General features: G+C 57.4%; 27 protein-coding genes and 1 tRNA gene. 13 read left to right on the top strand and 15 right to left on the bottom strand.

What is annotated here, in order from left to right; translation table 11 throughout:
* Positions 1–56: 56 nt before the first annotated feature.
* From DXY10_RS08770 to DXY10_RS08785, 4 genes are all read right to left on the bottom strand, one after another.
* On the bottom strand, positions 57–245 hold the full coding sequence (locus DXY10_RS08770) for a hyperconserved protein Hcp (protein ID WP_006043540.1): 189 nt from the start codon (positions 243–245) through the stop codon (positions 57–59).
* 36 nt (positions 246–281) lie between these two features.
* A tRNA-Trp gene (locus DXY10_RS08775) sits at positions 282–354 on the bottom strand.
* Between the two features lie 63 nt (positions 355–417).
* On the bottom strand, positions 418–891 hold the full coding sequence (gene rplS / locus DXY10_RS08780) for a 50S ribosomal protein L19 (protein WP_115018573.1): 474 nt from the start codon (positions 889–891) through the stop codon (positions 418–420).
* Positions 892–924: 33 nt separating this feature from the next.
* Entirely contained in the window at positions 925–1,239 is a 315-nt protein-coding gene (locus DXY10_RS08785; RefSeq protein WP_115018574.1) for a PepSY domain-containing protein, read from the bottom strand.
* A 113-nt stretch (positions 1,240–1,352) separates the two neighbouring features.
* Here DXY10_RS08785 and map point away from each other — a divergent pair, with 113 nt between their 5' ends.
* Positions 1,353–2,192, top strand: a complete 840-nt coding sequence (gene map, locus DXY10_RS08790) for a type I methionyl aminopeptidase (RefSeq protein WP_115018576.1) — start codon at positions 1,353–1,355, stop codon at positions 2,190–2,192.
* Here map and DXY10_RS08795 read toward each other — a convergent pair.
* Positions 2,173–2,976, bottom strand: coding sequence for an SDR family oxidoreductase (locus DXY10_RS08795; RefSeq protein WP_244282159.1), 804 nt, complete (start codon positions 2,974–2,976; stop codon positions 2,173–2,175). The two genes, map and DXY10_RS08795, sit on opposite strands and share 20 nt — an antisense overlap.
* On the opposite strand from DXY10_RS08795, the gene ebsA reads away from it, so the two are divergent.
* From ebsA to DXY10_RS08810, 3 genes are all read left to right on the top strand, one after another.
* Entirely contained in the window at positions 2,968–3,390 is a 423-nt protein-coding gene (gene ebsA / locus DXY10_RS08800) for a type IV pilus biogenesis protein EbsA (RefSeq protein ID WP_244282176.1), read from the top strand. The two genes, DXY10_RS08795 and ebsA, sit on opposite strands and share 9 nt — an antisense overlap.
* A 27-nt stretch (positions 3,391–3,417) precedes the next feature.
* Positions 3,418–4,509: a phosphotransacetylase family protein gene (locus DXY10_RS08805; RefSeq protein ID WP_115018579.1), complete on the top strand. Its 1,092-nt coding sequence runs from the start codon at positions 3,418–3,420 to the stop codon at positions 4,507–4,509.
* A 96-nt stretch (positions 4,510–4,605) separates the two neighbouring features.
* The gene (locus tag DXY10_RS08810; RefSeq protein ID WP_115018580.1) at positions 4,606–5,124 is read left to right on the top strand and encodes a DNA recombination-mediator protein A; all 519 of its coding nucleotides are present in this window, start codon (positions 4,606–4,608) and stop codon (positions 5,122–5,124) included.
* Here the strand turns inward: DXY10_RS08810 and DXY10_RS08815 are convergent.
* Positions 5,102–5,560 carry an NfeD family protein gene (locus DXY10_RS08815; RefSeq protein ID WP_115018582.1) on the bottom strand — a complete coding sequence of 153 codons (459 nt, stop codon included), beginning with the start codon at positions 5,558–5,560 and terminating at the stop codon, positions 5,102–5,104. The genes DXY10_RS08810 and DXY10_RS08815 overlap by 23 nt on opposite strands.
* Before the next feature lie 109 nt (positions 5,561–5,669).
* Here DXY10_RS08815 and DXY10_RS08820 point away from each other — a divergent pair, with 109 nt between their 5' ends.
* Positions 5,670–6,584, top strand: coding sequence for an SPFH domain-containing protein (locus DXY10_RS08820; RefSeq protein ID WP_115018584.1), 915 nt, complete (start codon positions 5,670–5,672; stop codon positions 6,582–6,584).
* A gap of 67 nt (positions 6,585–6,651) precedes the next feature.
* Positions 6,652–7,116 (top strand): nucleoside 2-deoxyribosyltransferase, encoded by a 465-nt coding sequence (locus DXY10_RS08825; RefSeq protein ID WP_371411142.1) that lies wholly within the window; start codon positions 6,652–6,654, stop codon positions 7,114–7,116.
* A 12-nt stretch (positions 7,117–7,128) separates the two neighbouring features.
* Here the strand turns inward: DXY10_RS08825 and DXY10_RS08830 are convergent, their stop codons facing one another.
* Positions 7,129–7,584 carry an MAPEG family protein gene (locus tag DXY10_RS08830; RefSeq protein WP_115018587.1) on the bottom strand — a complete coding sequence of 152 codons (456 nt, stop codon included), beginning with the start codon at positions 7,582–7,584 and terminating at the stop codon, positions 7,129–7,131.
* 74 nt (positions 7,585–7,658) lie between these two features.
* Positions 7,659–8,027 carry a hypothetical protein gene (locus DXY10_RS08835; protein WP_136989127.1) on the bottom strand — a complete coding sequence of 123 codons (369 nt, stop codon included), beginning with the start codon at positions 8,025–8,027 and terminating at the stop codon, positions 7,659–7,661.
* A 238-nt stretch (positions 8,028–8,265) separates the two neighbouring features.
* On the opposite strand from DXY10_RS08835, the gene DXY10_RS14730 reads away from it, so the two are divergent.
* The 4 genes from DXY10_RS14730 (at position 8,266) to DXY10_RS08860 (ending at position 11,728) form a co-directional block, all read left to right on the top strand.
* Entirely contained in the window at positions 8,266–8,676 is a 411-nt protein-coding gene (locus tag DXY10_RS14730) for a cupin domain-containing protein (protein WP_179949421.1), read from the top strand.
* Positions 8,677–8,983: 307 nt separating this feature from the next.
* Positions 8,984–9,478: a YajQ family cyclic di-GMP-binding protein gene (locus DXY10_RS08845; protein ID WP_115018809.1), complete on the top strand. Its 495-nt coding sequence runs from the start codon at positions 8,984–8,986 to the stop codon at positions 9,476–9,478.
* Positions 9,479–10,513: 1,035 nt separating this feature from the next.
* Positions 10,514–10,726, top strand: coding sequence for a hypothetical protein (locus DXY10_RS08850; protein WP_115018591.1), 213 nt, complete (start codon positions 10,514–10,516; stop codon positions 10,724–10,726).
* 312 nt (positions 10,727–11,038) lie between these two features.
* A complete protein-coding gene (locus tag DXY10_RS08860; RefSeq protein WP_115018594.1) occupies positions 11,039–11,728 on the top strand; it encodes a hypothetical protein in 690 nt (229 codons plus the stop codon).
* Between the two features lie 1,059 nt (positions 11,729–12,787).
* On the opposite strand, the gene DXY10_RS08865 is transcribed toward DXY10_RS08860, so the two are convergent.
* Positions 12,788–13,255 (bottom strand): hypothetical protein, encoded by a 468-nt coding sequence (locus DXY10_RS08865; RefSeq protein ID WP_136989129.1) that lies wholly within the window; start codon positions 13,253–13,255, stop codon positions 12,788–12,790.
* Positions 13,256–13,293: 38 nt separating this feature from the next.
* Complete coding sequence (locus DXY10_RS08870; RefSeq protein WP_115018597.1) at positions 13,294–13,539, bottom strand: hypothetical protein; 246 nt, start codon at positions 13,537–13,539, stop codon at positions 13,294–13,296.
* A 63-nt stretch (positions 13,540–13,602) separates the two neighbouring features.
* Here DXY10_RS08870 and DXY10_RS08875 point away from each other — a divergent pair, with 63 nt between their 5' ends.
* The gene (locus tag DXY10_RS08875; RefSeq protein ID WP_115018599.1) at positions 13,603–13,785 is read left to right on the top strand and encodes a hypothetical protein; all 183 of its coding nucleotides are present in this window, start codon (positions 13,603–13,605) and stop codon (positions 13,783–13,785) included.
* A gap of 81 nt (positions 13,786–13,866) precedes the next feature.
* Here the strand turns inward: DXY10_RS08875 and DXY10_RS08880 are convergent, their stop codons facing one another.
* From DXY10_RS08880 to hemL, 3 genes are all read right to left on the bottom strand, one after another.
* Complete coding sequence (locus tag DXY10_RS08880) at positions 13,867–14,697, bottom strand: DUF481 domain-containing protein (RefSeq protein WP_244282178.1); 831 nt, start codon at positions 14,695–14,697, stop codon at positions 13,867–13,869.
* Positions 14,698–14,909: 212 nt separating this feature from the next.
* Complete coding sequence (locus tag DXY10_RS08885) at positions 14,910–16,175, bottom strand: carbohydrate porin (protein ID WP_244282179.1); 1,266 nt, start codon at positions 16,173–16,175, stop codon at positions 14,910–14,912.
* 18 nt (positions 16,176–16,193) lie between these two features.
* The gene (gene hemL / locus DXY10_RS08890; RefSeq protein ID WP_115018601.1) at positions 16,194–17,495 is read right to left on the bottom strand and encodes a glutamate-1-semialdehyde 2,1-aminomutase; all 1,302 of its coding nucleotides are present in this window, start codon (positions 17,493–17,495) and stop codon (positions 16,194–16,196) included.
* A 137-nt stretch (positions 17,496–17,632) separates the two neighbouring features.
* On the opposite strand from hemL, the gene DXY10_RS08895 reads away from it, so the two are divergent.
* Positions 17,633–19,090, top strand: coding sequence for an FAD-linked oxidase C-terminal domain-containing protein (locus tag DXY10_RS08895; protein WP_115018814.1), 1,458 nt, complete (start codon positions 17,633–17,635; stop codon positions 19,088–19,090).
* 34 nt (positions 19,091–19,124) lie between these two features.
* Here DXY10_RS08895 and xth read toward each other — a convergent pair whose 3' ends face one another.
* Complete coding sequence (gene xth, locus DXY10_RS08900) at positions 19,125–19,955, bottom strand: exodeoxyribonuclease III (RefSeq protein WP_115018815.1); 831 nt, start codon at positions 19,953–19,955, stop codon at positions 19,125–19,127.
* Between the two features lie 56 nt (positions 19,956–20,011).
* Between xth and DXY10_RS08905 the strand changes: the two genes are divergently transcribed.
* Positions 20,012–20,305 (top strand): hypothetical protein, encoded by a 294-nt coding sequence (locus DXY10_RS08905; RefSeq protein WP_244282180.1) that lies wholly within the window; start codon positions 20,012–20,014, stop codon positions 20,303–20,305.
* Here DXY10_RS08905 and DXY10_RS08910 read toward each other — a convergent pair.
* Complete coding sequence (locus DXY10_RS08910; RefSeq protein ID WP_206749695.1) at positions 20,265–21,080, bottom strand: lipopolysaccharide assembly protein LapB; 816 nt, start codon at positions 21,078–21,080, stop codon at positions 20,265–20,267. The genes DXY10_RS08905 and DXY10_RS08910 overlap by 41 nt on opposite strands.
* Positions 21,081–21,122: the final 42 nt, after the last annotated feature.

Raw genomic sequence — 21,122 nt, forward strand, 5'->3', positions numbered from 1 at the left:
AAAAAGCCCCGCCTGAGGCGGAGCTTCGGGGATAGAAATGACCATGACGTTGATCGTCAGGGACGGAATCCAGCTGGTTCAATCAGGCGCACCTGATTCCCCCGAGCTGTGAACTCTCGGCCTTGATCGCTTTGTACCACGACACGACCACCAGATTTGACGCGGATCACTCGTGCACGAACCCAGCCAAGGGCGGCTGATTCGAGCACCTTCACGACGTCACCAGGTTGAAGATCCAACTCCATGCTCGAACTCAGGAAACTGCATGAGGGGGCATCGGACGCGCCGTGGAGGACTCGAACCCCCGACATCAGGTTTTGGAGACCTGCGTTCTACCAACTGAACTAACGGCGCAAGGCGATGGACCCCTCGACCATCGCAAAACAATGGTTTTTAGACGGTAATGAAGCGAAAGCCTCAGCGGTCGAAGCGCTGCTTCACCCGAGTGGCCTTGCCCACCCGGTCCCGCAGATAGAAAAGCTTCGCCCTGCGCACTTTACCGCGACGCTCAACCTTAATGGAGGCGACTTGCGGACTATGGACCATAAAGACCCTCTCCACACCGATTCCTTGGAAGATGCGTCGAACGGTGATGGTGGCGTTGATGCCTCCGTGGCGCTTGGCAATCACAACCCCTTCATAGGGCTGCACTCGCTCCTTGTTGCCTTCGCTAATGCGAACGCCCACCTTGACGGTGTCTCCGACATAAATGTCGGGGAGCTCGGATTTCTGCTGACCGGCTTCGAATTCCCTGATCAGTTCTTGGGCGCTCAGCTTCACGGTCGATGCACTGCCAGTCTCCTTGGCAGGAGCATCGGCGACAGCTACATCACTGCTGGCCACGTCTGTGGCTTCTTCCTGTACGGAAGTCTCTTTCGGATCCGCTGCCATCCCAGCTCCGGGTAATCACGCCAAACAACCAGCTTACCCCTTCGCCCTCCCTTCGAAGGAGTTCTCCTGGCGGGGCGTCCGCCATTGATTCCAGAGCATCGTGCTGCCGGTGATCAGCATCCAGAGCAGTCCCAGCCCGTTGAGCAGCACCATCACAGGCTCGAGCTGAGGGCCGAGCCACTCACCGTCGTGGAGTGTCATCAGCCAATGCACCTGATCGCGCTCCATCCCTCCCCAGTCTTTGGCCAATCGATAGGCAATGCCTGTGATCACGGTGAGCAGGAGAGGCAACACCACAAAGGGTGCAACCCATCGATGCAGCTGGCGGATCCGTCGCAGCCACGCCATCAACTCTCACAGATCCTGCAGCTATTGATAGCGTGAATTCAGGATCGTCGAGATTGCACCGCCCATCACGACTCGCCTGCCGCGACATCCCAGTCACCTTCTCGAGCGCCTCGATGAATCTGTTTGCTGACCTTCTGGCTGCCTCCAACAGTGCCAAGGCCACATCCACCGGCCCCCGCATTCAGCAGCGTCGCGGGGTGGAGGTGAAATCCTCCCGGGAGCTCAAAATCATGGCTGAGGCGAGCCGGATCGTGGCCACGGTGTTACGCGAAATCATGGGGGCTGTTCAGCCCGGCCAGACCACGGGTGATTTGGATGCCATTGCTGAACGCCGCATCCGTGAAATGGGAGCCACTCCCAGTTTCAAGGGCTATCACGGTTTTCCGGCCAGCATCTGCGCCAGCATCAATAACGAAGTGGTGCATGGCATTCCCAGCGCCAAGAGGGTGATTCACAAAGGTGACCTCTTGAAGGTCGACACCGGCGCCTATTTCGACGGTTATCACGGTGATAGTTGCGTCACCATCTGTGTTGGCGATGCTCCCGAAGAGGCTCAGAACCTCAGCCGAGTGGCCCGTGAGTCTTTGATGGCTGGTCTCGCCAAGATCAAGGCTGGAAACACGCTGCTCGATATCGCTGGCGCTGTGGAAGATCACGTGCTGGCCAATGGCTACAGCGTGGTGGAGGACTACACCGGTCATGGCGTGGGCCGCAATCTCCATGAAGAGCCCTCTGTCTTCAATTTCCGTACTGATGACCTCCCCAATCTCACCCTGCGACCAGGGATGACCTTGGCGGTGGAGCCGATCCTGAATGCGGGCAGCAAGCAGTGCCGAACCCTCAAGGACCGCTGGACCGTTGTCACCCGGGATGGAAGCCTCTCGGCTCAGTGGGAGCACACCATCGTGGTGACGTCCGATGGCTGCGACATCCTCACGGATCGGGGCGACTGAATAATCTGCTGTAGAGCGCTCGCCCCAGTTCGTTCACAGGCATCAGCACATACGTGAACGGATTGGGCGTGACGATGATCAGGTTCAGGCCCAGATTGGCTTGGCTCAGGACCTGCCTGGCGACCCAATCCGCCGTCATGATTCCGACCGGGTTGAGATTGGATTTGAACGGTCCAAGCACAAGCTTGCGCAGGCGCAGCTGACGCTGTTCAGCCTTGCTGCGTTGGCTCCAGCGCAGGCTGACCAGCTGGCCGATCAAACGTTTGCTCAATTCGTAGCCAGGGCTTAGCGCGGGCTGGACCTCTGCTTCCGATGTGTTCACCCAGAGTTCTTTTGGCCCCCCATCGCAGCCAGCCTCAGTGGCAATGGCCTCGAAGCGGTTGATCAGTCGCCAGCTGCTCAGGGCATTGATGGTGAGGGCCTGGGTGATCGTCTCGCTGCGCTGGTCTCCTCCAGGATTGATGCCGTGGTTCAGCACAAGCACATCAAGGGTTTTCAGCACAGGATCCAGCTCGGACTCCTGCTCACATGTCCATTGCCTCCATTCCTGCGGAGCATGGTCTGGTTCGCTGTGCTCGGGCCGAGGGCCATGGCTGAGACCGACCACCACGGCGCCCCTCAGCAGAAACTGCCGGCAGAGAGCCTGTCCTAAGGCGCCTCGCACACCAGTGATTCCGATCCGGCGTCCTTGCCAGTGATTGCCGGATGGGGACGATGCAGTGGTCTCAGGCACCGTGCGCTCTCCTGGGGCATGGATGTGGGCCATCCCACCAGCTTGGGGCATCCTGAAGAGAAACACGCGCGGCCTTTGATCAGTCCAGCCGATGCAGCTCAGCTCGCCCTGTTCGCTCCCTATTGCGGTGGGCTTCAGAACGAGCAGGCTTTGCGACAGGTGTTGCCGCTGCTCTCCCGGGGCCGGCTTGAGGGGGCGCGCTCACTGGGCGAGGGGAAAGGGCATGCTTTTCTGCTCTGCTGGGAGCCGGTGCGAGCTCCGCTCACCCCGGCTCACTGCACGCTCAGCTTCCCCAGGGAAGCTTCTCTGCACTACACATTTGATGTACCAGGTCACCAACTGGTGGAGTGGTTGATGCATGCCGAAGCTGAGGCCAGTGTGGCTGATCTGCCTGACCGCTTTTGGCAATGGCTTCTGCTGGAACAGACCCCAACCGGATCGCTCGGGGAAGGCCCGTTACATTGATCCTCTGAAAGGCCTGCGGAGCCGTTGATGGGATCCACCTTGCTGATCGGATCGTGTGAACCCTTCAGCGGGAAGTCTGCTCTTGTGCTTGGTCTGGCCCGCCAGTTGGCATCCTCCGGGCGGCAGGTTCGCTTTGGTAAGCCCCTGGCCACAAGCCTGGACTGGACACCGGAGGTCGGCCCGCTGCCGGACCCTTTGATCGATGACGACGTTCGCTTCATCGGCACCACCCTGGGCCTCAAGGATGATCAGCTGATTCCCTCTCTCCACCTTCTGGCCCCCGCCACCGCCGATCAACGGCTGGCGGATGGACACCTTCAGGCCGGCGAGGGCTTTGTCCGTCTGCAGCAGCAACTGCAGAGCGACGATGAGACGGTCACGTTGCTGGAAGCGGCTGGCAGTCTTCACGAGGGCCTGCTTTACGGTCTCAGCCTCGGTCAGCTGGCCCGTGGCCTCGATGCCTCGGTCGTGCTTGTCCACCTCTGGCAAGACAGCCGCAGCGTTGATGCCCTATTGGCGGCCAGAGATCAACTTGGAGAACGTTTGGTAGGCATCGTTCTCAATGCCGTCACGCCAGATGATGTCGAGTCGCTGCAGCGCCATGTGGTGCCTGAGCTCGAATCGCTTGGTTTGGCTGTGTTCGGTGTGATGCCGCGTTCTCCTTTGCTCCGCAGTGTCACGGTGGGGGAGCTGGTGCGTCGCTTGGATGCCCGGGTGCTGTGCTGTGAAGAGCGGCTTGAACTGCTGGTGGAAACCCTGAGCATCGGCGCCATGAACGTGAATTCGGCAATGGAGTTTTTCCGTCGCCGCCGCAACATGGCCGTGGTCACTGGTGCCGATCGCACTGATATTCAGCTGGCAGCCCTGGAGGCTTCCACCCAGTGTTTGATTCTCACAGGTGCTGGTGAGCCTTTGCCTCAGTTGATCAGTCGGGCGGATGAACTTGAGGTGCCTTTACTGAAGGTGGAACACGACACGCTTGCCACGGTTGAAGTGATTGAACAGGCCTTTGGCCATGTGCGCCTTCATGAAGCTGTGAAAGCCACCTATGCGTTCCGTCTCGTGGAAGAGCACTGCCAGCTCGATCGATTGTTCGATGCTTTGGGATGGACTTGTTGATCGCTGGATCCCTCGCTTTCGCATGAGTTAGATCCGGTGCGATTGCTGCTTCCTGGTCAAGGACATTGCTGCTAATTTCAACTTGACAATGGCGGGATGTCTTTGAGCCGTTCCCTTGATCTTCCTTCCCTTGACAGGGTTGACACACTTGCCCAGGAACTGGCTCTTCTCCAGGACAAAGGCAAACGACGGATCGCAATTCTTGGTAGTCGGCACGTCCCGGTCGTGGCGATTCATCTCGTCGAGTTGATCGCCCGTTCTTTGGCTCAGGAAGGACATTCCCTAATCACATCAGGAGCGCAGGGTGTCAATGCCGCCGTGATCCGCGGTGTCCTCGAGGTTGATCCGGCTCAACTGACCGTTCTGCTGCCACAGAGCCTCGACCGGCAGGTCCCGGAGATTCGAGACAGCCTTGATCGGGTGCTGCATTTGATTGAAAAGCCTGAGCAGGATGATTTGCCTTTGCCCCTGGCAAGCAGCCTTTGCAATCAAGACATCATCACGCGCTGTGATCAGCTGATCTGTCTTGCTTTTCACGACAGTGAGACACTTCTGAACAGCTGTCGCAGTGCCGAAGACATGGGCAAGGTGGTCAGTCTGCTGTTTTTCGACTGACCGTGGTCTGCGCCATCACTTGAAGCTGGGTGCCATCACGCCCCACAACCAGTACGCGTTCGCCCTGGGGGATTGAACGGTCCAGATCCAGTGACGCAGCGGCCCAGCTTTGGCCATGCCAGCGAACCCTCCCCTCTCCGCCTGGCGCAATCGTGCCCAGAACTTCCGCGAGATCGTCGCGTTGCCGTTGCCTCTCCGGCGCAGGATTGCGCTGGGCTGACCACCGCATCAGCCAGAGGGTGCCTATCACCGTGATGGCGATGAACAGACTGACCTGAAGCAGCACTGGCAACGGCCCAAGGGCGGTGATCACCGACACGATCAGGGCCCCAATGGCAGCGAACATCAGGCCGTCGAATGTGGGTTGCGCCAGTTCCAGGGCAAGCAGCACCCCAGCGACCAGAAGCCAGATCAGCGGCACCCAGAACGTGGTCATTGGGGTTGTTGCGGCAACACACCTCACTTTGAAGCCGATCCTGCCGGTTGTGGACGTGCTTGTGCGTTAGGAGCGCTGTCCTTAAGGTCCGAACAACTGCTCAGCTGTTTTGGAAGCATTTTTCAGCCTGCCCGCTTTGATCCTTCTTGCGGTGCTCGGTACTGGCAGCGTCAAGGTGACCAGCGGAGGAAGGTCTCGTCTGGTCGAGCGCTTGGGAAAGTTTGATCGCGAGCTTCAGCCAGGTTTGTCCCTTGTGCTCCCAGTGGTGGAAAAGGTCGTGAGCCACGAGTCTCTCAAGGAACGGGTGCTCGACATTCCTCCTCAGCAGTGCATCACCCGTGACAACGTCTCCATCGAAGTGGATGCGGTGGTTTATTGGCAGCTGCTGGAGCATTCACAGGCGTATTACGCCGTTGACAACCTCCAGGCGGCGATGGTGAATTTGGTGCTGACTCAGATCCGTGCCGAGATGGGCAAACTGGATCTCGATCAGACCTTCACCACCCGCAGTGAAGTGAATGAATTGCTGCTTCGGGAGCTTGATCAGGCCACGGACCCTTGGGGCGTGAAAGTCACCCGTGTTGAGATGCGCGACATCGTTCCCTCCGCAGGGGTGCAGCAGGCGATGGAACAGCAGATGACGGCGGAACGGGAGAAGCGGGCGGCGATTCTGCGCTCGGAAGGAGAAAAGGAATCCCAGCTCAACGAGGCACGTGGACGCGCCGAAGCTCTTGTGCTTGATGCCCAGGCTCAGAAGGAGGCACTCCTGTTGGAATCTGAGGCTCAGTCGCATCAGCAGCAGGTGCTGGCCGAAGCGAAATCCAAGTCAGCCCTGGTGATGGCACAAGCCTTGGAAGCCAATCCCAAAACGGCGGAAGCGATGCGTCTGATGCTCGCGAAGGACTGGATGGCGATGGGCGAACAACTGGCGGATTCCCCAGGTGGCAGCGTGCTGATGGTTGATCCCCAGTCGCCTGCCGCCCTGCTGGCTGCCCTGAAGCAGTTTCAAGGGGATCAAGGCTGATGCAGATGGGGAAGGATTCTGAGCAGCTCTTCCTTCGGTCGACCGAGGCTCATCACAGCTGGTGCCAGTGACCGCTAAGACGATCTATCTGGCATCTCCGTTGGGGTTTTCAGTCGAAAGTCGGCAATTGCTGCTCCCCCGTTATGTCGAGGCACTTCAGGCCTTGGGCTTGAGAGTTTGGGAGCCTTTCGCGCGCAATGCTGGCGTCGATCTTGATCAGCCTGGTTGGGCCTATGCGGTGTCGCAGCAATGTCTGCAAGACGTGCGTGAGGCTGATGGTCTGTTCGCGATTGTGAACGGCACCCCACCCGATGAGGGCGTGATGGTGGAGCTGGGGGTTGCTTTCGCTCTGGCTAAGCCCGTGTTCTTGTTTCGAGATGATTTCCGTCGCTGTACCGATTCGGATCACTATCCACTCAATTTGATGGTGTATGCCGGGCTGCCTCAGCAAGGCTGGGAGAGCTACGTGCACGACTCGATCAATTCGATTGGATCCCCTGACAAAGCTCTCGCCCAGTGGGCCCTGGGCTGAACGCCACTGTGTTCAGGCTGCTTGGAGAAGGGCTTTGAGTGCCTCCAGGTAGAGCACACCTGTGCACATCAGCGCTGATGCCCAGCACAGACCCCGCAAGGGAGGAATATTGCCGACGTAGGCCCCGATGTAGAGCAGTCTCAAGCCTGGCTGCAGAAAGGCCGCGGCAATGGCGAGCCCTGGTAGCGGACCTGTTTCACAGGCTGCGACCAACGACAAAATCGCTGCAGGGGCATGCAGGCTGAAGGCTTCAAAACTGTTCTGATGCGCCCAGCTGGCCCGTTGGCCCCACGCTGGAAGGCGGTCGAACATGGCCCGCGGCGCGGCCATGTCGGCCATGGTGAAGTCCGCTTGGGATCGTGCAGCCCCCAGGGGAATGATGCTGACGATGACCACGGCTCCAGCCAGCACCAGCGACCAGGCGAAGGGGGCCGCGGCGTTGGCGGTGAAGAGTGCGGTGAGAGGCATCGTGTGCATGCTGATGCCTCTATTCAAAGGAACGGATCCCGATCGCTGTGAGCCCTACTGACCGCAGCCTTCGCTCAGAAAGCATTCGCCCGCAGCCAGCCGATCGTTCCGGCTTGCGCATGGGTGGATGCGGTTTGCGATGCCGTGCTGTTCTCCACAATCCGTACCTGATACCAGAGGCCTTTCATCCCAGAGCGGCTGCGATGCACCGTCTGAAGCTGCTCCAGACGGCTGCCGCTTCCCACCAGTCCTCGTTCTCGGTTGGGACAGCCTGAGGAGATCGAGCTGACGGTTGCTGGTGATTGATGGCCGCAATCGCGCAGGAAGGCGGCTGACTGTGTGGTGATCAGAATCGGGTGGGCCATGGCGGTGCTTGCCAAGACTGCAGTGCCGCTGGCACAACTGATCAGGGTGGCTTTCAGGTTTGCTGGAAGTGGAGGCATGGCCAGACTGCGGAATGACTGTTGGGAAGCTGATGGATTCGGCTACACGATTGGGTGATCGGGATCTCCAGTTGTTGTGATTCTGATCAAGCTCTTCACGGCTGCGTTGTGCTCTGGGGCCCTCACTGGGACGTGCAGCTCATGCAACCAATGTTCAGCATCTCGATCCCTAAATTCAAGCGTTGTTTGCTGAAAACTGCTTGCGGCAATGGGGTCGGCGAAGTGTGGCTAGGCATCGTTGGGACGTGCCGGTGTGGTGATGCATTCCAGCTTCTCTCGTCGCCACCATGTATTGAGCACCCACGTTGCAACCATGAAAAACATCGTGTTGACTCTGCCGCTGTTGCTGGTTGCTTCGGGGCTGATTGCGGCCCTTGGAAGCACCCATGACGGCCATGGCGCCTCAGAGTTGGGTGTGACCTTGCCTTGGCACTATCACCCTGTCATTAATGCCGCTGTCATCCTTCAGGGGAATCTTGAGCTGCAGTTAACGGATGGTAGGAAAAAGATCTACCAAGAAAGTGATGCCTTGATTGAGGTGGTTAATACCATCCATTCGGGCAAGGCTCTGGGCTCACAAGCTGTCAATGTTGTTGTCGTTTATGCAGGTGAGAAAGGAGTCCCAACGACATTATTGACCAAGCCATAAAAATCTGAAGCCTTATTGAGCCAACACGTTGATTGATAAGCCAAAGCTTGAGTCGGAGTCGGTTCATGTCATTGCAGTTCGCTTTGATCAGGACTGGGGGCCGCCGTTGATGGCCCTCGGCTGTACTTGTGGTTGTTGCTTTGCATGCAGTCCCACCGCAGCGGCGACCGTGGCTTGCGACTGACTGGGGTGAGGGCATGCGCCTCTTCTCTCTGAGCGTAAGAGACACCTTTTGAGGTGCTGCAGTTGGCAGCTCGGCGCTCTGATTGCAAGACTGAACTCAGTCGGCAACCAAGAGAGCAGCGTTTTGGCAAGCTTTTCATTTGATGTGGTCTCCGATTTTGACCGCCAGGAGCTGGTGAATACCCTTGATCAGGTTCGCCGGGATGTTGGCAACCGGTATGACCTCAAGGACTCAGCGACGGAGATCGATCTCGAGGAGACCGAGGTGGTGATTACCACTGCCAGCGATATGACCCTTCAGGCTGTGGAGGATGTGCTCCGCGCGAAGGCGACCAAGCGCAACCTTTCTCTCAAAATCTTTGATTTTCAGAGCCCTGAGGCCGTTGGCGGTAACCGCGTGAAGCAGGTGGTGAAGTTGCGCAAGGGGCTCAGTCAGGAGCTGGCCAAGAAGCTGAGCAAGAGCGTCCGTGATGAGCTGAAGAAGGTCACCGTTGCGATTCAGGGGGAGAGCCTGCGCATCACTGGCAAGAGCAAGGACGATCTGCAGCAGGCGATCCAGCTGCTGAAAACCAAGGAGGATGATCTAGATGTGCCTCTCCAGTTCGAGAACTACCGGTAGGGATACCCTTCTCGCTTTAACAGCAGGTTTCGACTCTTTTTCGGTATCCCAATCTCTCTCTGTCGTCAAACTTGTCGATGGTGTTCAGACTGAACTAAGTAGAAACGAAGGCAATGGAACAGACAATTTTCAAGAGGTCTGTTCTTGGACTGATCATTCTAATGGTTTTTCCGACCACAGTATCTTCTCAGGTCCAATCCGAATGCCACTTCAATGGCGTGAAGGAGAGTTGTATTTTGACCAGGCTATGGAGCAACGGCAACATGTCGGGGGTCAAAGTTAAGTGGATCAGTGATGGGAAGGTCGTTAGTTATTACTATTCAAATTGCAGGAATTATGCTGGTGGAACCGTTGATGAGTGTCATGTGAAAATCGTTGAGGATAATGGGAGAGTTGCCTACGCCGCTTCGACCTCAAGTGGCAGGGGTACTCAAATAAGATCAACCTCGGGGAATAGAACAGTGATCCCTCCATTCTGAGCAGGTGCCTTTATAGGCTTCGCGTTCGATCCATTTTGTCAAGTTTTCTGCATTGAGGTGATCGCTCAACTTGTTAACTGTCTCTATGCACGCTGCACGCTTTGAACACTGCAGCTAGTGCCGCGACTCGCTTCATTCGATATCGCTAGGATTTCTTATTGTGCCTGTTGAGCGATCTGTCGATGGTTTGATTTCTAGATCTGGCGTTGTTAGCGCCATAACGCTTGCTGTTGACGCTATTGCCAGCGTCAAGATGATTGCGATCAGTGAGTCCAAGTGTTAGAGGTCGTTGTCTCATTGCTAGCAACGCTTCCTGTTTGGGGCTTATTGGCAATCAAAGTGACAGATTCCAGTGCAAGGCAAGCCCCAATGCCTGCTTCTGGCTTGCATGTTGCTAAGGGGTTTGATGGTTTGCCTCAGCGATCTCCCTTCATTTCAGCGAGGGCTGAGAGCTGCCTGCCCATTTGTTGCTGAGGCCTGCGATTGCGATCAATGCGCTCTGCATGTGCTTTTTTGTTGATCTCTGCTTTGCTGGAGTCAGTTCAGCCTTGTATGAATGTCCAAAGCACGTGATCTCATCAATGCTCACCTCTATCCAGTGCTGGCAACATTTGCGGTGATTTATGGAGCGATTCAGCTTGCACCGATTGCCAACCAAGCCCGCTATTTCGATCACTGCGTTGATGAAGTGATTAAGGATGCAGAAGGGGAAGCCAGCTTCGCGGCCAAGCGTGCTTTGGCAACAAGGATCTGTCATGGGGGCTCCTGAATCAGTCCTTTTGTGGCGACAACGTCCCGGTTGGCTTCCTGCCCCTGATCCGCGCACCGATTCTGAATGGCATCGGTGCTTTATTTTTGCCTCTATGACTGCTCAGATGCGTTTCTTGCTTGAGCAACTTCACGTTGGTATTGGCTGAGATGGCTTGAGCTTTCGATGTGGGTGAATGGGCTAACTCTGCCACCTGGTGGGAAGTACAAACCTCAACGGCGTTCTGTTGCTCCGCTTGGTTTTTCTCCATCTCTTCAACTTGCCAGCTCGTGGCATGACCTATCAGAATCAACGGCTTTTTGGGCTGAGCTGATGCGAATACTTCTTGTTGCCGTCTTGATGCTGAGCCATGGTTCAGCCTTTGCTGCATGTGAGATCAAGCATTCTGAGAAGCGCAATGCGGATGGCTCTCAGATTCGCATCACACAACGTCAATGTGATGCGACAAAACGTCGAACGCTCCACGTTGAATTCCAGCCTCAAGGCAGTGAATCCTGTCTCTCGCTGCTCAAACGCACACAGTCTGTCTCTCAAACCCCCACAGGTGGTTGGCGGTTGAGAGATGTTGATGCGGATGGACTGTTTGAAATTGAAGAGACTGGTGCCTGCGGTGCAGGCCCCAATTGTGAGCATCGTATCTTCAAGACTTCTGTAGGGCCTGGGCCGATCAACGCCTATCTTTTCTTCCAGGGTGGATATGCTGGGTTCGAACGTGTTTCCGACTATTACGTCGCAAGTGGTCGGTCTAGTTGTTGTTCATGGGATCACCAGGTCTACAAGAAACCAATGACTGATGACCCCATTAGTGACAGTGATCTCGTTTATGAAGTCATGGTTGGTGTTGATGTAGGCGACCCATCAAGGACGCGCTGCCGTGTTTTTTCACGTGTTGATCACAACTTGATTCAAGTGCCCCTGAAGGACAAAAAACTTCTGACGTTGTGCGAGGTTTATGGTGAAAACTATGTTTTGAATCCGCCAGTCTTCAACGAGGTTCATTAGCTTGTGTGCGTTGACAGTCTGGATCCAAGAAAGTGCTAGGCCAAAGCCGTTGCTATTGATGTCTCCGTTGTCCGTGCTGATTGCCTGATTGGCGATTCGCCGAGATGGTCAGCTGAAGTTCTTGAGCAGTGTTGGCGATCTCAGGGCTACAGCTTGAGAATGGGGAGTGACCGCCGCAGATGAGGCAGGTGGTGTTCCCCAGCTGGGTGGCCAGCATCAAACCGTGACGAGTTCTGCAGGGCTTGGGTGGTTGCCGGCGAAGATGAGCCCAGCCTTGCTTAGGAGTCCATGTTCGAGAACAGAAATCGACCGGCGTGGATGAACTGGATCTTTTTGGCCATCTTCCTCTGGTCGAGTTGGCAATTGGCCGGCTTCTGGTTTGCGCAGCTCCACGGTTGAATGAGATCGGCCTGTCCTTGCGAACGCAATGATCAGCTCCTGAGTTCCGCCAGGTCTCGCGCCGATCATCGTTGCCATGCTTATCAGCTCAATCAGAGTTTTCTGCGCATTGACGGATGCTCCCTATCGTTGCAGTCACGGCCACGTGAAGGAAGAGCCTTCGCCTCTTGATGAAGCAAGTGATTCGGTTACAGCAGTTTTTGCCTTTGCTGCTTTCTCTCTTTGTTCCTTTTGCGGCAAGCGCAGTGCCCAATAATAAGACGTCATGGAATTACTTCGGTGGATGTTTTACGTCTGATGTGATTTACGCTGAAAAGGGCATTTATTACTTACCAGTGTTTGGTAGGGGTGTCGCGTCCGCGTGGAAGTATGGAGGCGACTATTCTATTGTGAATGATGACAGTATTGCTCTTAAAGTTGAGGGACAGCGAAATCCGTCGATTTATTGGCGAAGAGGCATGGCGCTCAAAGTATGTGGTCCAAACTAGTTGCAAACTTGGTGGGGATTAACTTCGACTGCCGTGCGTGATCTATTCATCCTTATGGATTGGCGTTGCTTGGCTTGAGGTTGGTTGCTGGTTTGTTCCCTTGGGCTAATCGTCAGCTCTGATCGATAGTCTCGTCTCCCTGCGAGTGCTTCTCGGCTGGTCTTGACCTGGTTCAGGAAGCACTTGCTTTCAGGGGCTGCCCCCAGATCAGCTGGTCGCTGCAGTGCGGATCGGCTTGATCAAGATGTAGGGCTGGAGTGTTTGGCGACAGGGCATTTCGACCTGCTACAAACAGGAAACGCACCATGGCCTGGTCCGGTTCCTTGGGGAGCTGGACGCAGCCCATGCCGTGCCGTTGACGCAGCAGTCGCCAGGCGCTGCCCCAGTCCACGTTTGCTTTGAGGAAATCGGGGCTCAAGCAGAAACGTTTGCCGCGGAAGCTTGGTCTGAGATGACCCCAGATAAAGCTTTCGATCGCCTGGATTCGATTGGGAGCTAAAACTTCCGCAAGGAAGCACGTGTCATTGAGGTCGTAGTGCTCATCGCCAAGCCTGGCCAGCACCAGGCTGATGTCGAGATCCTGCATGCCCATGGCCAGCAGCTGGTCGGCAAGGGGCGCATTCACAGATGGAGGCTCCAAGGCCGTTGGATCATGTCTGCATCATCCCTGTGAATCCTTTACTCGGCATCGCGGCGTGCATCGATGATCCGAGCCAGTTGAAGCACGTAGCCGGCGGTGCACCACCGGCCATGGCTACGGGCTTTGTTTTCGAGGTCGGAGCGGATCTCCGCTGTTTCCGCCATCAGCAGATCCAGCTCTCCAGGGGCTAGGTCGTACAGCTCCTGCAATTCCAGTTCGCGGCCAAGCAGATGGCTGCGGAACCACTTGCGTGTCTGCTCCTGGGCTGGGATGTCACGCGCCATCGGCAGAATCGCCTCATGTTTCCATGCAGTAAATGGTAAGATGCCGAAATTGCTTGGATTTCAATGCCGACTGCAGCTGAAAAGAAAGCCGACGTCAAGCAGAGAATTCAGCAATTACGCAATATGTGCAAGGAGATGCACCTTGCAGTGATGGAGGACGGAACCATGCCTGAGGCGGCTGCGGTGCGGGAATCGATCGAAAAGTTGCAAGGATTGATTGATTTGCTTGACGGCAAGAAGAAATAGATACAGCTAGCATTCTTGTAGTTTTTTCTGAAAGTCTTTTAGAAGCGGGTTTAAGAGGGTGAAGGCTAGGGCTTGATTTGATTACTTCAATTCGGTTCCGAGTTGAATCGACATGCTGTTGTTGATTTGTGGTGTTTGGAGTGAGTTGTAAATGGTCTGGGCGCTGAATGAGGTAAAAAAGGACTGATTTCCCGTTGGGAATACCTTCAGGGTTCCGGAAAATGTATTGCTCGGCGAGAGCCCATTCACATAGGCCCCGGTGAACTGGTTGGTGAGACTCAGCTTGATGTTTTTGTTGGGTTTCCATTCCATGTGAGCACGTGCTGTGCTGGCGGCGTAGAGGTTGCCGCAGACCGGATCATTGATGCAGCCTGAACCACCCCAGAGCTGTTGCAGTGATGGGCCGATCGACAGGTTCACCACGGTGGTTGGCGTTTTAACCACATCAAGGCCCAGTCCGATCGAGCCGACCACGGTGTCGGTTCCGATTGAATTGAGCGTGTCGTAGTTGTAGCGGCTGGAGATGTAGGCGCTGAGGTCACCCTTGAGTTGGCGGGAGTAGCGCAGTTCGGCATTTCCCTCGTTGGTGTCGACACTGTTCTCGGTTTCTCCGACATCGCGAGAAACGTCGTAATGGGCCTGGCCATTGAAGGCCAGCTCGTCCTTGTTCTGCTTGTACTTCGCAGACAGTGTTAGTGCTCCGCCAGCGGAAAGGTCATTGTCAGTGTTGGAGCTGTTGACACCGGCGGAGAGACTGGCGCTCCAGGGCCTGGTGGTACGGGGCTTGAGCGCTGCGGTCTTGATCTCCATGCGTCCAAGGTCCGGATGGATCAGTACGGTGACGTCTCCATTGCTCTCTTCCTTGACGATGGTGCCTTTGAGGCTGTCACCATTGCGTAGGATCAGCTCCACCGTCTCGGCTTGAGCGCTGCTTATCGGACACGTGATTCCGCTCGCAAGCACGCTGATGATGGCGAGCGCACCGATTGGGTGGTGGGCCCCAGAGTTGAAGGTGTAGACCAAGGGGCATCGAAGAACCGCGGCTACTTTCTCATGCCACTGCTTGCGTTGGTGTGCTTCGTTGAGGCTGGACCAACCGGTCCGTACTTTCGGGCATCAACGGCTTAAAGATTCAGGTTCAGCTGCAACCCCGTCGCCCAGATCCCAGGCACGGAACCACGACCAGATGGATTGAGAATCCATTGCATCAGGGGTTGCAACTGAACGTGTTGGGAGATCCAGATCGCATAGTTCAGTTCAATCACGCCTTCAAAGCTTTGTTGGGGCATCAGTGTTGGGCTGAAGCTGCTGCGGCTGATGCCTAAGGCGAGCACATCAAGTGGGCGATGCGGTACGGGACCCTGAGAAAGCCAGCCGGCTTCAGCAAAGCTTGGTATTGGGTTGTTGGCAGAGTCGAGACCTAGGGCGCCTGCGATCCACACTCTGTTGTCCTGGCCGATGGGTAGATCCATTGGCCAGGTGATGGATGCGTAGGCCACGCGATTGACCCCGTCGCCGATGTCAGAGGCGTTCTCTGTCAGCAGTTGCGTGTTGGCTAGCAATCCTCCTAATTGGACGGCTGGTGGGGGGAGCTGTCGCGCCACATGGCTGTTGCTGCTGCCGATCTCAATGGGCTCCAGCAGGTCTGTGCGTGCTGGTAAAGGGTTCATGCTCCATTGCGCAACCTGAACACTCCCGCGCAGATCAGGTTGTTCGGGGTTGACACCCAGGCTTGCGGCGATGTTGGTTTCCTTGCCCAGATTGAAGTAGCCATAGCTCGCATCTCCAAGTGCAGTTGTATGCACGCTGAATCGCACTCCAGGTGCGACAAACGGATCAATTGGCAGCCCCTCGATTAGAAGATTGAGCGTGTTGTTGAAGCTGGAGTTGATGTAGTTGTTCGTAGCTGGTGTGACCAGGAAATCAGGATTGAGTGAGATTAATCCGACCTCCGCACTCCACCAGCTCGTGCCACGATTGCGGCGAATGCTGGATTCACTGATCCAAGTTCCGTCTGGATATGACAGCTCTTGTAGTGCAAATTCTGCACCAAGCTCGTTAGCAAAAGTCTGATTGCCCGCATAGTGACTGAGCTCCAGATTGAGCTGCCAGTGGTCGAATTCCGACCAGTCTTGTGCTGCTTTTTCAATTCCGGTGCTGAGTGTCAGGTTGAGCACGGTGGCTTGAATCCAGCTCGTAGCCGCTGGATTCAAGCCACCCAGAAGCCCCGCCATCGGTTGTGCGGTGTAGTCAACATCGAAGTCCACCCACTCGGGAAGCCCCAGCCAGGACTGCATCGGGCTTGCGGCCGCAGCCTGTGGTTGGAATCCGGCAAAAAAAAGACCTGTCAGGCCGGCCAGCACTCGCTGAACCGTGCACCTGCAGGTCATGGCTGTGGTTGGAAAGGCTTAGGCAATGGCGGCGAAGCTGTCGCGGAAGGCCTGAATGGTGGCCTCGATATCACCATCGCTGTGGGCCAGGGAGGTGAAGCCAGCTTCAAAGGCGCTAGGGGCGAGGTAAACACCACGTTCGAGCATGGCGCGATGCAGCTTGCCGAAACGCTCGGCGTCGGTTGCTTTGGCTTCTTCAAAATTGCGAACAGGGCCTTCACACAGGAAGAAGCCGAACATGGCTCCGATGCTGCCCCCTGTGATCGGCAGCCCCGCTTCCGAAGCAGCAGCTTTGATCCCTGCAATCAGCTTTTCGGTCGTGGCGGTGAGCTTGTCGTAGCTGCCAGGTTGCTTGAGCAGCTCAAGTGTCTTGATGCCAGCCGTCATGGCCAGGGGATTGCCGCTGAGGGTTCCGGCCTGGTACATGGGGCCAGCAGGAGCGACCATTTCCATGATCTCCTTGCGTCCGCCATAGGCACCCACGGGGAGGCCTCCACCAATGACCTTGCCCATCGTGGTCAGGTCAGGCGTCACACCGAAGTGGGCTTGGGCTCCGCCATAGCTGATGCGGAAGCCTGTCATCACCTCGTCGAACACCAGCAGAGCACCGTTTTCTTTGGTGATCTCTCGCAGTCCTTCCAGGAAGCCTGGCTCGGGGGTGATGAATCCAGCATTGCCGACGATGGGCTCGAGAATCACGCCGGAGATGGCGTCTGGGTTCTCGGCAAACAGTTGTTTGACGGCCTCAAGGTCGTTGTAAGGGGCGGTCAGGGTGTTGGCGGTCGTACTGCGCGGTACTCCAGGGGAGTCTGGGAGTCCGAGGGTGGCAACACCGGAACCAGCCTTCACCAAGAAAATGTCGGCGTGCCCGTGGTAGCACCCCTCGAATTTGATCACCTTGTCACGACCGGTGAAGGCACGGATCAGGCGCAGAACGGCCATGCAGGCCTCGGTTCCACTGTTGACGAAACGCACCATCTCAACGCTGGGGACAGCGTCGATCACCATTTCTGCCAGGGTGTTTTCCAAGGCGCAGGGTGCCCCGAAGCTGGTGCCCTTCTCAATCGCTTCTTGGAGGGCGCTGATCACCTCTGGATGGGCATGGCCACAAATGGCCGGCCCCCAGCTGCCGATGTAATCGATGTATTTGTTGCCATCGACGTCCCATGCGTAGGGACCTTTGACCCTGTCAAAGACGATCGGCTGGCCGCCCACCGACTTGAACGCCCGCACCGGCGAGCTCACGCCACCGGGCATCAGGCTCTGGGCAGCACTGAAGATGGCCTGGGAGTGGCTGGTGTTCAGGGTGGGAGCTGTCACGGGGACGGATGCCAAGGGGCAGATGCAAACCGTGAAGCATCCTGACTCAAAATGGTCACTTGCGACTGAACTGTGAACCTGGCCCTGCTGCTTCAGCTCCGGTTCTGTCAGAGTTGCATGAAGCGAATTTGGGCCCCTTGACCCACGACTGGGCAGCTCTGGACAGAGATCTCAGCCGGATCCTCCCGTCTGATGCTCTGGTGCGCAAACGTCAGGAATTGCTGGCGTACGACTGTGATGGTTTAACGATTGACCGTCATCAGCCCCCTCTGGCGGTGTTGCCACGCACGACGGATCAGGTGGCGGCCACGCTGCGTTGCTGTCGCGATCACGGCGTGCCCTTCGTCGCTCGCGGCAGTGGCACAGGCTTGTCCGGGGGGGCCGTGACCGAGCAGGAGGCGTTGTTGGTTGTCACCAGCCGGATGCGGCAGATTCTTGCTCTTGACCTGCCGAATCAGACGATCACGGTTCAGCCGGGGGTGATCAATAGCTGGGTCACCCGAGCGGTGGCGGGGGAAGGGTTCTATTACGCCCCGGATCCCTCAAGCCAGGTGGTATGCAGCATCGGCGGCAACGTGGCCGAGAACTCCGGTGGCGTGCATTGCTTGAAATACGGCGTGACCAGCAACCACGTCCTGGGTATGGAAGTGGTCCTTCCTGATGGCAGCGTCACCCATCTCGGGGCCGATTTGGTGGAGTGTCCTGAGCTGGATCTGCGTGGTGCCTTCATCGGTAGTGAAGGCACGCTCGGCATCGCCACGGCCATTACCTTGCGCCTCTTGCGGGCTCCGGAGCGAGTGAGTGTGCTGCTGGCTGATTTCCCCACGATGGAAGCGGCAGGAGAGGCGGTTCGGCTGGTCACCGCTGCAGGAGTGCTGCCTGCGGGGATGGAGATCATGGACAACTTCATGATCAATGCGGTGAACGACCTGTTCGGGCACGACGAATACCCCCGTGATGCGGCGGCGGTGTTGTTGGTCGAACTCGATGGCCAGGCCGCAGAAGTGGCTGTCGCGGCAGACCGTGCTGCTCAGCTCTGCCGTGATGCCGGAGCCCGCGGCGTGCGCCGGGCCGATGAGGCGGCCGATCGGGCTCTGTTGTGGAAGGGGCGCAAGTCCGCCTTTGCCGCTGTTGGCCAGATCTCCTCTACCTATTACGTGCAGGACGGAGTGGTTCCTCGCAGCAGCCTGCCTCAGGTGCTCTCCGCAATCGAGGACCTCAGCCGTGACCATGGTCTTCCTGTCGCCAATGTTTTCCATGCCGGCGACGGAAATCTGCATCCATTGATTCTCTACAGCCGTGATGAGCCCGGCGTTGATGCCCGTGTCAAAGAGCTCGGTGCGGCGATCTTGCGTGAGTGCCTGGCGGTGGGGGGCAGCATCACCGGTGAGCACGGTGTGGGCGCCGATAAGCGCTGTTATCTCGACTGGATGTTCTCACCTGATGATCTGGCCACCATGCGCCGACTGCGGCTGGCGTTTGACCCCGAGGGACTGGCGAACCCCGGCAAGATCTTTCCCACCCCCACCAGCTGTGCAGAGGCCTCCCGCAAGGTTGTGACGCTTCCGGCCGATCCCTCTGTGGTCGCCTTCTGAACCAACCCCAGCCAGGGGCGTGGTTCAGAACAGTTCATTCCCAGTCGTCCTCTTCCTCCTCCTCTGCCGGAGGCCAACAGAGATCCACCACCACTGGTGCATGGTCGCTGGGCTGCTCTCGGCCTCGTTCCTGCTTGTCGATCACGCAGCCTCGTGCCGTGCTGAGCAAGTCGTCGGAGAGATAAATGTGGTCGATACGCCAGCCGCTGTCACGGTTCCAGGCGCCGCTTCGGTAATCCCACCAACTCCAGTGACCCGCATCAGGTTCGAACACGCGGAACACGTCGTTCATGCTGTCGCCGAGGGCTTGGTGCAAGGCCTCCCGTTCGGCGTCGCTGGCCATGATCCCTCCGCTCAGACGCTCAGGGTCATGGATGTCACGGGCTTCCATCGCAATGTTGAAGTCCCCAACCACACAGAGGGGTTCGTCTCGCGTCCGTGCTGCTTCGAGATAACGCTTGAGGCAGGCCAGCCAACGCAGTTTGTAGGGATATTTTTCTGACGTGAGTGACGATCCGTTCGGCACATAAAGGTTCACCACGCGCACACCGTCGATCAGAGCGCTAATGACCCGTTTCTGCTCTCCGAGTTGCAGGGCTTCGCCATCCTCCGCCAGTTCACCGATGAAGCCTTTGCGCACATCGTCGAGTGGCTCGCGGCTCAGCATGGCCACGCCGTTGTAGGCCTTCTGACCATGGAAACTCAGCTGATAGCCGCTCGATTCGAATGCCTCTGCAGGAAAGAGGGGGTCATCCACTTTGGTTTCTTGTAAGCAGAGAAGATCCGGCTGGGTGTGCTCCAGCCAGGCCAGCACATGCTCCAGACGGGTGCGTACGGAGTTGACGTTCCAGCTGGCAATCAGCATGGGGTTCCTTCCATCGTTGGTGACCCTTAGCATTGATCTCCCTCCGGAGTCAGACGATGCTGCCGATCCCACGACGCGTTGCTGTGATCGCCATGGCTGTGGCGTTGAGTGGAGCAGGTGCTGCCCAGGCTCAGGCTCCGCTGTCTGGCTACCAGACTCCAGCTGAGCAGGAGATTTACAACACGGAACCCGGTAAACCCAAGGGTTCGGTGCTCGATGCAACCAATCCGATGGATCTGCTCAACCGGTTGCGTCAGGCCACGTCAATGGACGATGCCACGGATCCCTCCGACGCCATCGATGCCGCCCTCAAGGGGTGGGAGTCGCAGACCCCGGGTTCGGTTCAGTAGCCGTCGTTCCGTCACCGACGGATTTGGCGCGGTTCGTTACCAGCCCCCAACGGGCTGCCAAGGCATCCAGGACCTGAGTATCGGTTTTGGTTGCCATCTGCCGTTGCCGTGCTGTTTCGAGCAGGGCCAGGGCTCTCTCCCGTTCCCCTTGCTCCTGTCTGAGTACGGCCTCGGCCAGCAGAGGCCTGGCATCTTGAGGCGCTTCCTTGCTGAGCTGTCGATAGGTGTTTAGGGCAGCGTTAGCAGAACCACTTTGTCGTTGAAGGTCGGCCAGCAGAAGGCCGATCGGCATCCGTTCCTGTTTGGGGCTGGCGCTCAGGGCTGACTGCACTGTCTTCACTGCCTCCAGGGGACGGCCCTGCTGCATGCGTAGCAAGGCCAGCGTCTGCAGCACCTCAAGCTCATTCGGTTGAAGACGCATGAGGATCAGCAGCTGCGTCTCGGCTGCCTTGGTATTGCCGTTGCGCAGGTGCAGCTGGCTCAGGAGTAGGCGCCAGCGCCAGGCCTTGGGCTGGGCTGCCAGCTGTTCCTCAACCAGCACGATGGTTTCAGGGAGTCGTCCGAGGGCCAGAAGACGTTCGATCAGACGCCGCTCGTCGGCTGTACTTAGGGGCTCCTGCTCACGTCTGCTGAGCAGTGCACTCACCTGACGATCCACTTCGATCCGGCTGGGTGATGGCGTGGACTGACCATTCATCAGCTCACTCAGCAGCCACCCCACTCCCAGAGCGACCACCAGTCCACCCCCCAGCCACCAGCGCTTGTGTCCTGCCACCGATTTCGTCCTTTCCCCGCCAGGTCCGATCAGTCTGGGGGG

The sequence above is a fragment of the Synechococcus sp. UW140 genome, assembly GCF_900474295.1.
GTDB lineage: Bacteria > Cyanobacteriota > Cyanobacteriia > PCC-6307 > Cyanobiaceae > Synechococcus_C.

Coding starts and splice junctions, on each gene's coding strand:
- DXY10_RS08795 (WP_244282159.1), bottom strand. CDS start 2,976: ATGCCCCAAGCTGGTGGGATGGCCCACATCCATGCCCCAGGAGAGCGC.
- DXY10_RS08805 (WP_115018579.1), top strand. CDS start 3,418: ATGGGATCCACCTTGCTGATCGGATCGTGTGAACCCTTCAGCGGGAAG.
- rplS (WP_115018573.1), bottom strand. CDS start 891: ATGGCAGCGGATCCGAAAGAGACTTCCGTACAGGAAGAAGCCACAGAC.
- DXY10_RS08810 (WP_115018580.1), top strand. CDS start 4,606: ATGTCTTTGAGCCGTTCCCTTGATCTTCCTTCCCTTGACAGGGTTGAC.
- map (WP_115018576.1), top strand. CDS start 1,353: ATGAATCTGTTTGCTGACCTTCTGGCTGCCTCCAACAGTGCCAAGGCC.
- DXY10_RS08870 (WP_115018597.1), bottom strand. CDS start 13,539: ATGGCGCGTGACATCCCAGCCCAGGAGCAGACACGCAAGTGGTTCCGC.
- DXY10_RS08770 (WP_006043540.1), bottom strand. CDS start 245: ATGGAGTTGGATCTTCAACCTGGTGACGTCGTGAAGGTGCTCGAATCA.
- DXY10_RS08860 (WP_115018594.1), top strand. CDS start 11,039: ATGCGAATACTTCTTGTTGCCGTCTTGATGCTGAGCCATGGTTCAGCC.
- DXY10_RS08885 (WP_244282179.1), bottom strand. CDS start 16,175: ATGACCTGCAGGTGCACGGTTCAGCGAGTGCTGGCCGGCCTGACAGGT.
- DXY10_RS08815 (WP_115018582.1), bottom strand. CDS start 5,560: ATGACCACGTTCTGGGTGCCGCTGATCTGGCTTCTGGTCGCTGGGGTG.
- DXY10_RS08850 (WP_115018591.1), top strand. CDS start 10,514: ATGTCCAAAGCACGTGATCTCATCAATGCTCACCTCTATCCAGTGCTG.
- DXY10_RS08875 (WP_115018599.1), top strand. CDS start 13,603: ATGCCGACTGCAGCTGAAAAGAAAGCCGACGTCAAGCAGAGAATTCAG.
- DXY10_RS08785 (WP_115018574.1), bottom strand. CDS start 1,239: ATGGCGTGGCTGCGACGGATCCGCCAGCTGCATCGATGGGTTGCACCC.
- DXY10_RS08905 (WP_244282180.1), top strand. CDS start 20,012: ATGCTGCCGATCCCACGACGCGTTGCTGTGATCGCCATGGCTGTGGCG.
- DXY10_RS08835 (WP_136989127.1), bottom strand. CDS start 8,027: ATGCCTCCACTTCCAGCAAACCTGAAAGCCACCCTGATCAGTTGTGCC.
- xth (WP_115018815.1), bottom strand. CDS start 19,955: ATGCTGATTGCCAGCTGGAACGTCAACTCCGTACGCACCCGTCTGGAG.
- DXY10_RS08830 (WP_115018587.1), bottom strand. CDS start 7,584: ATGCCTCTCACCGCACTCTTCACCGCCAACGCCGCGGCCCCCTTCGCC.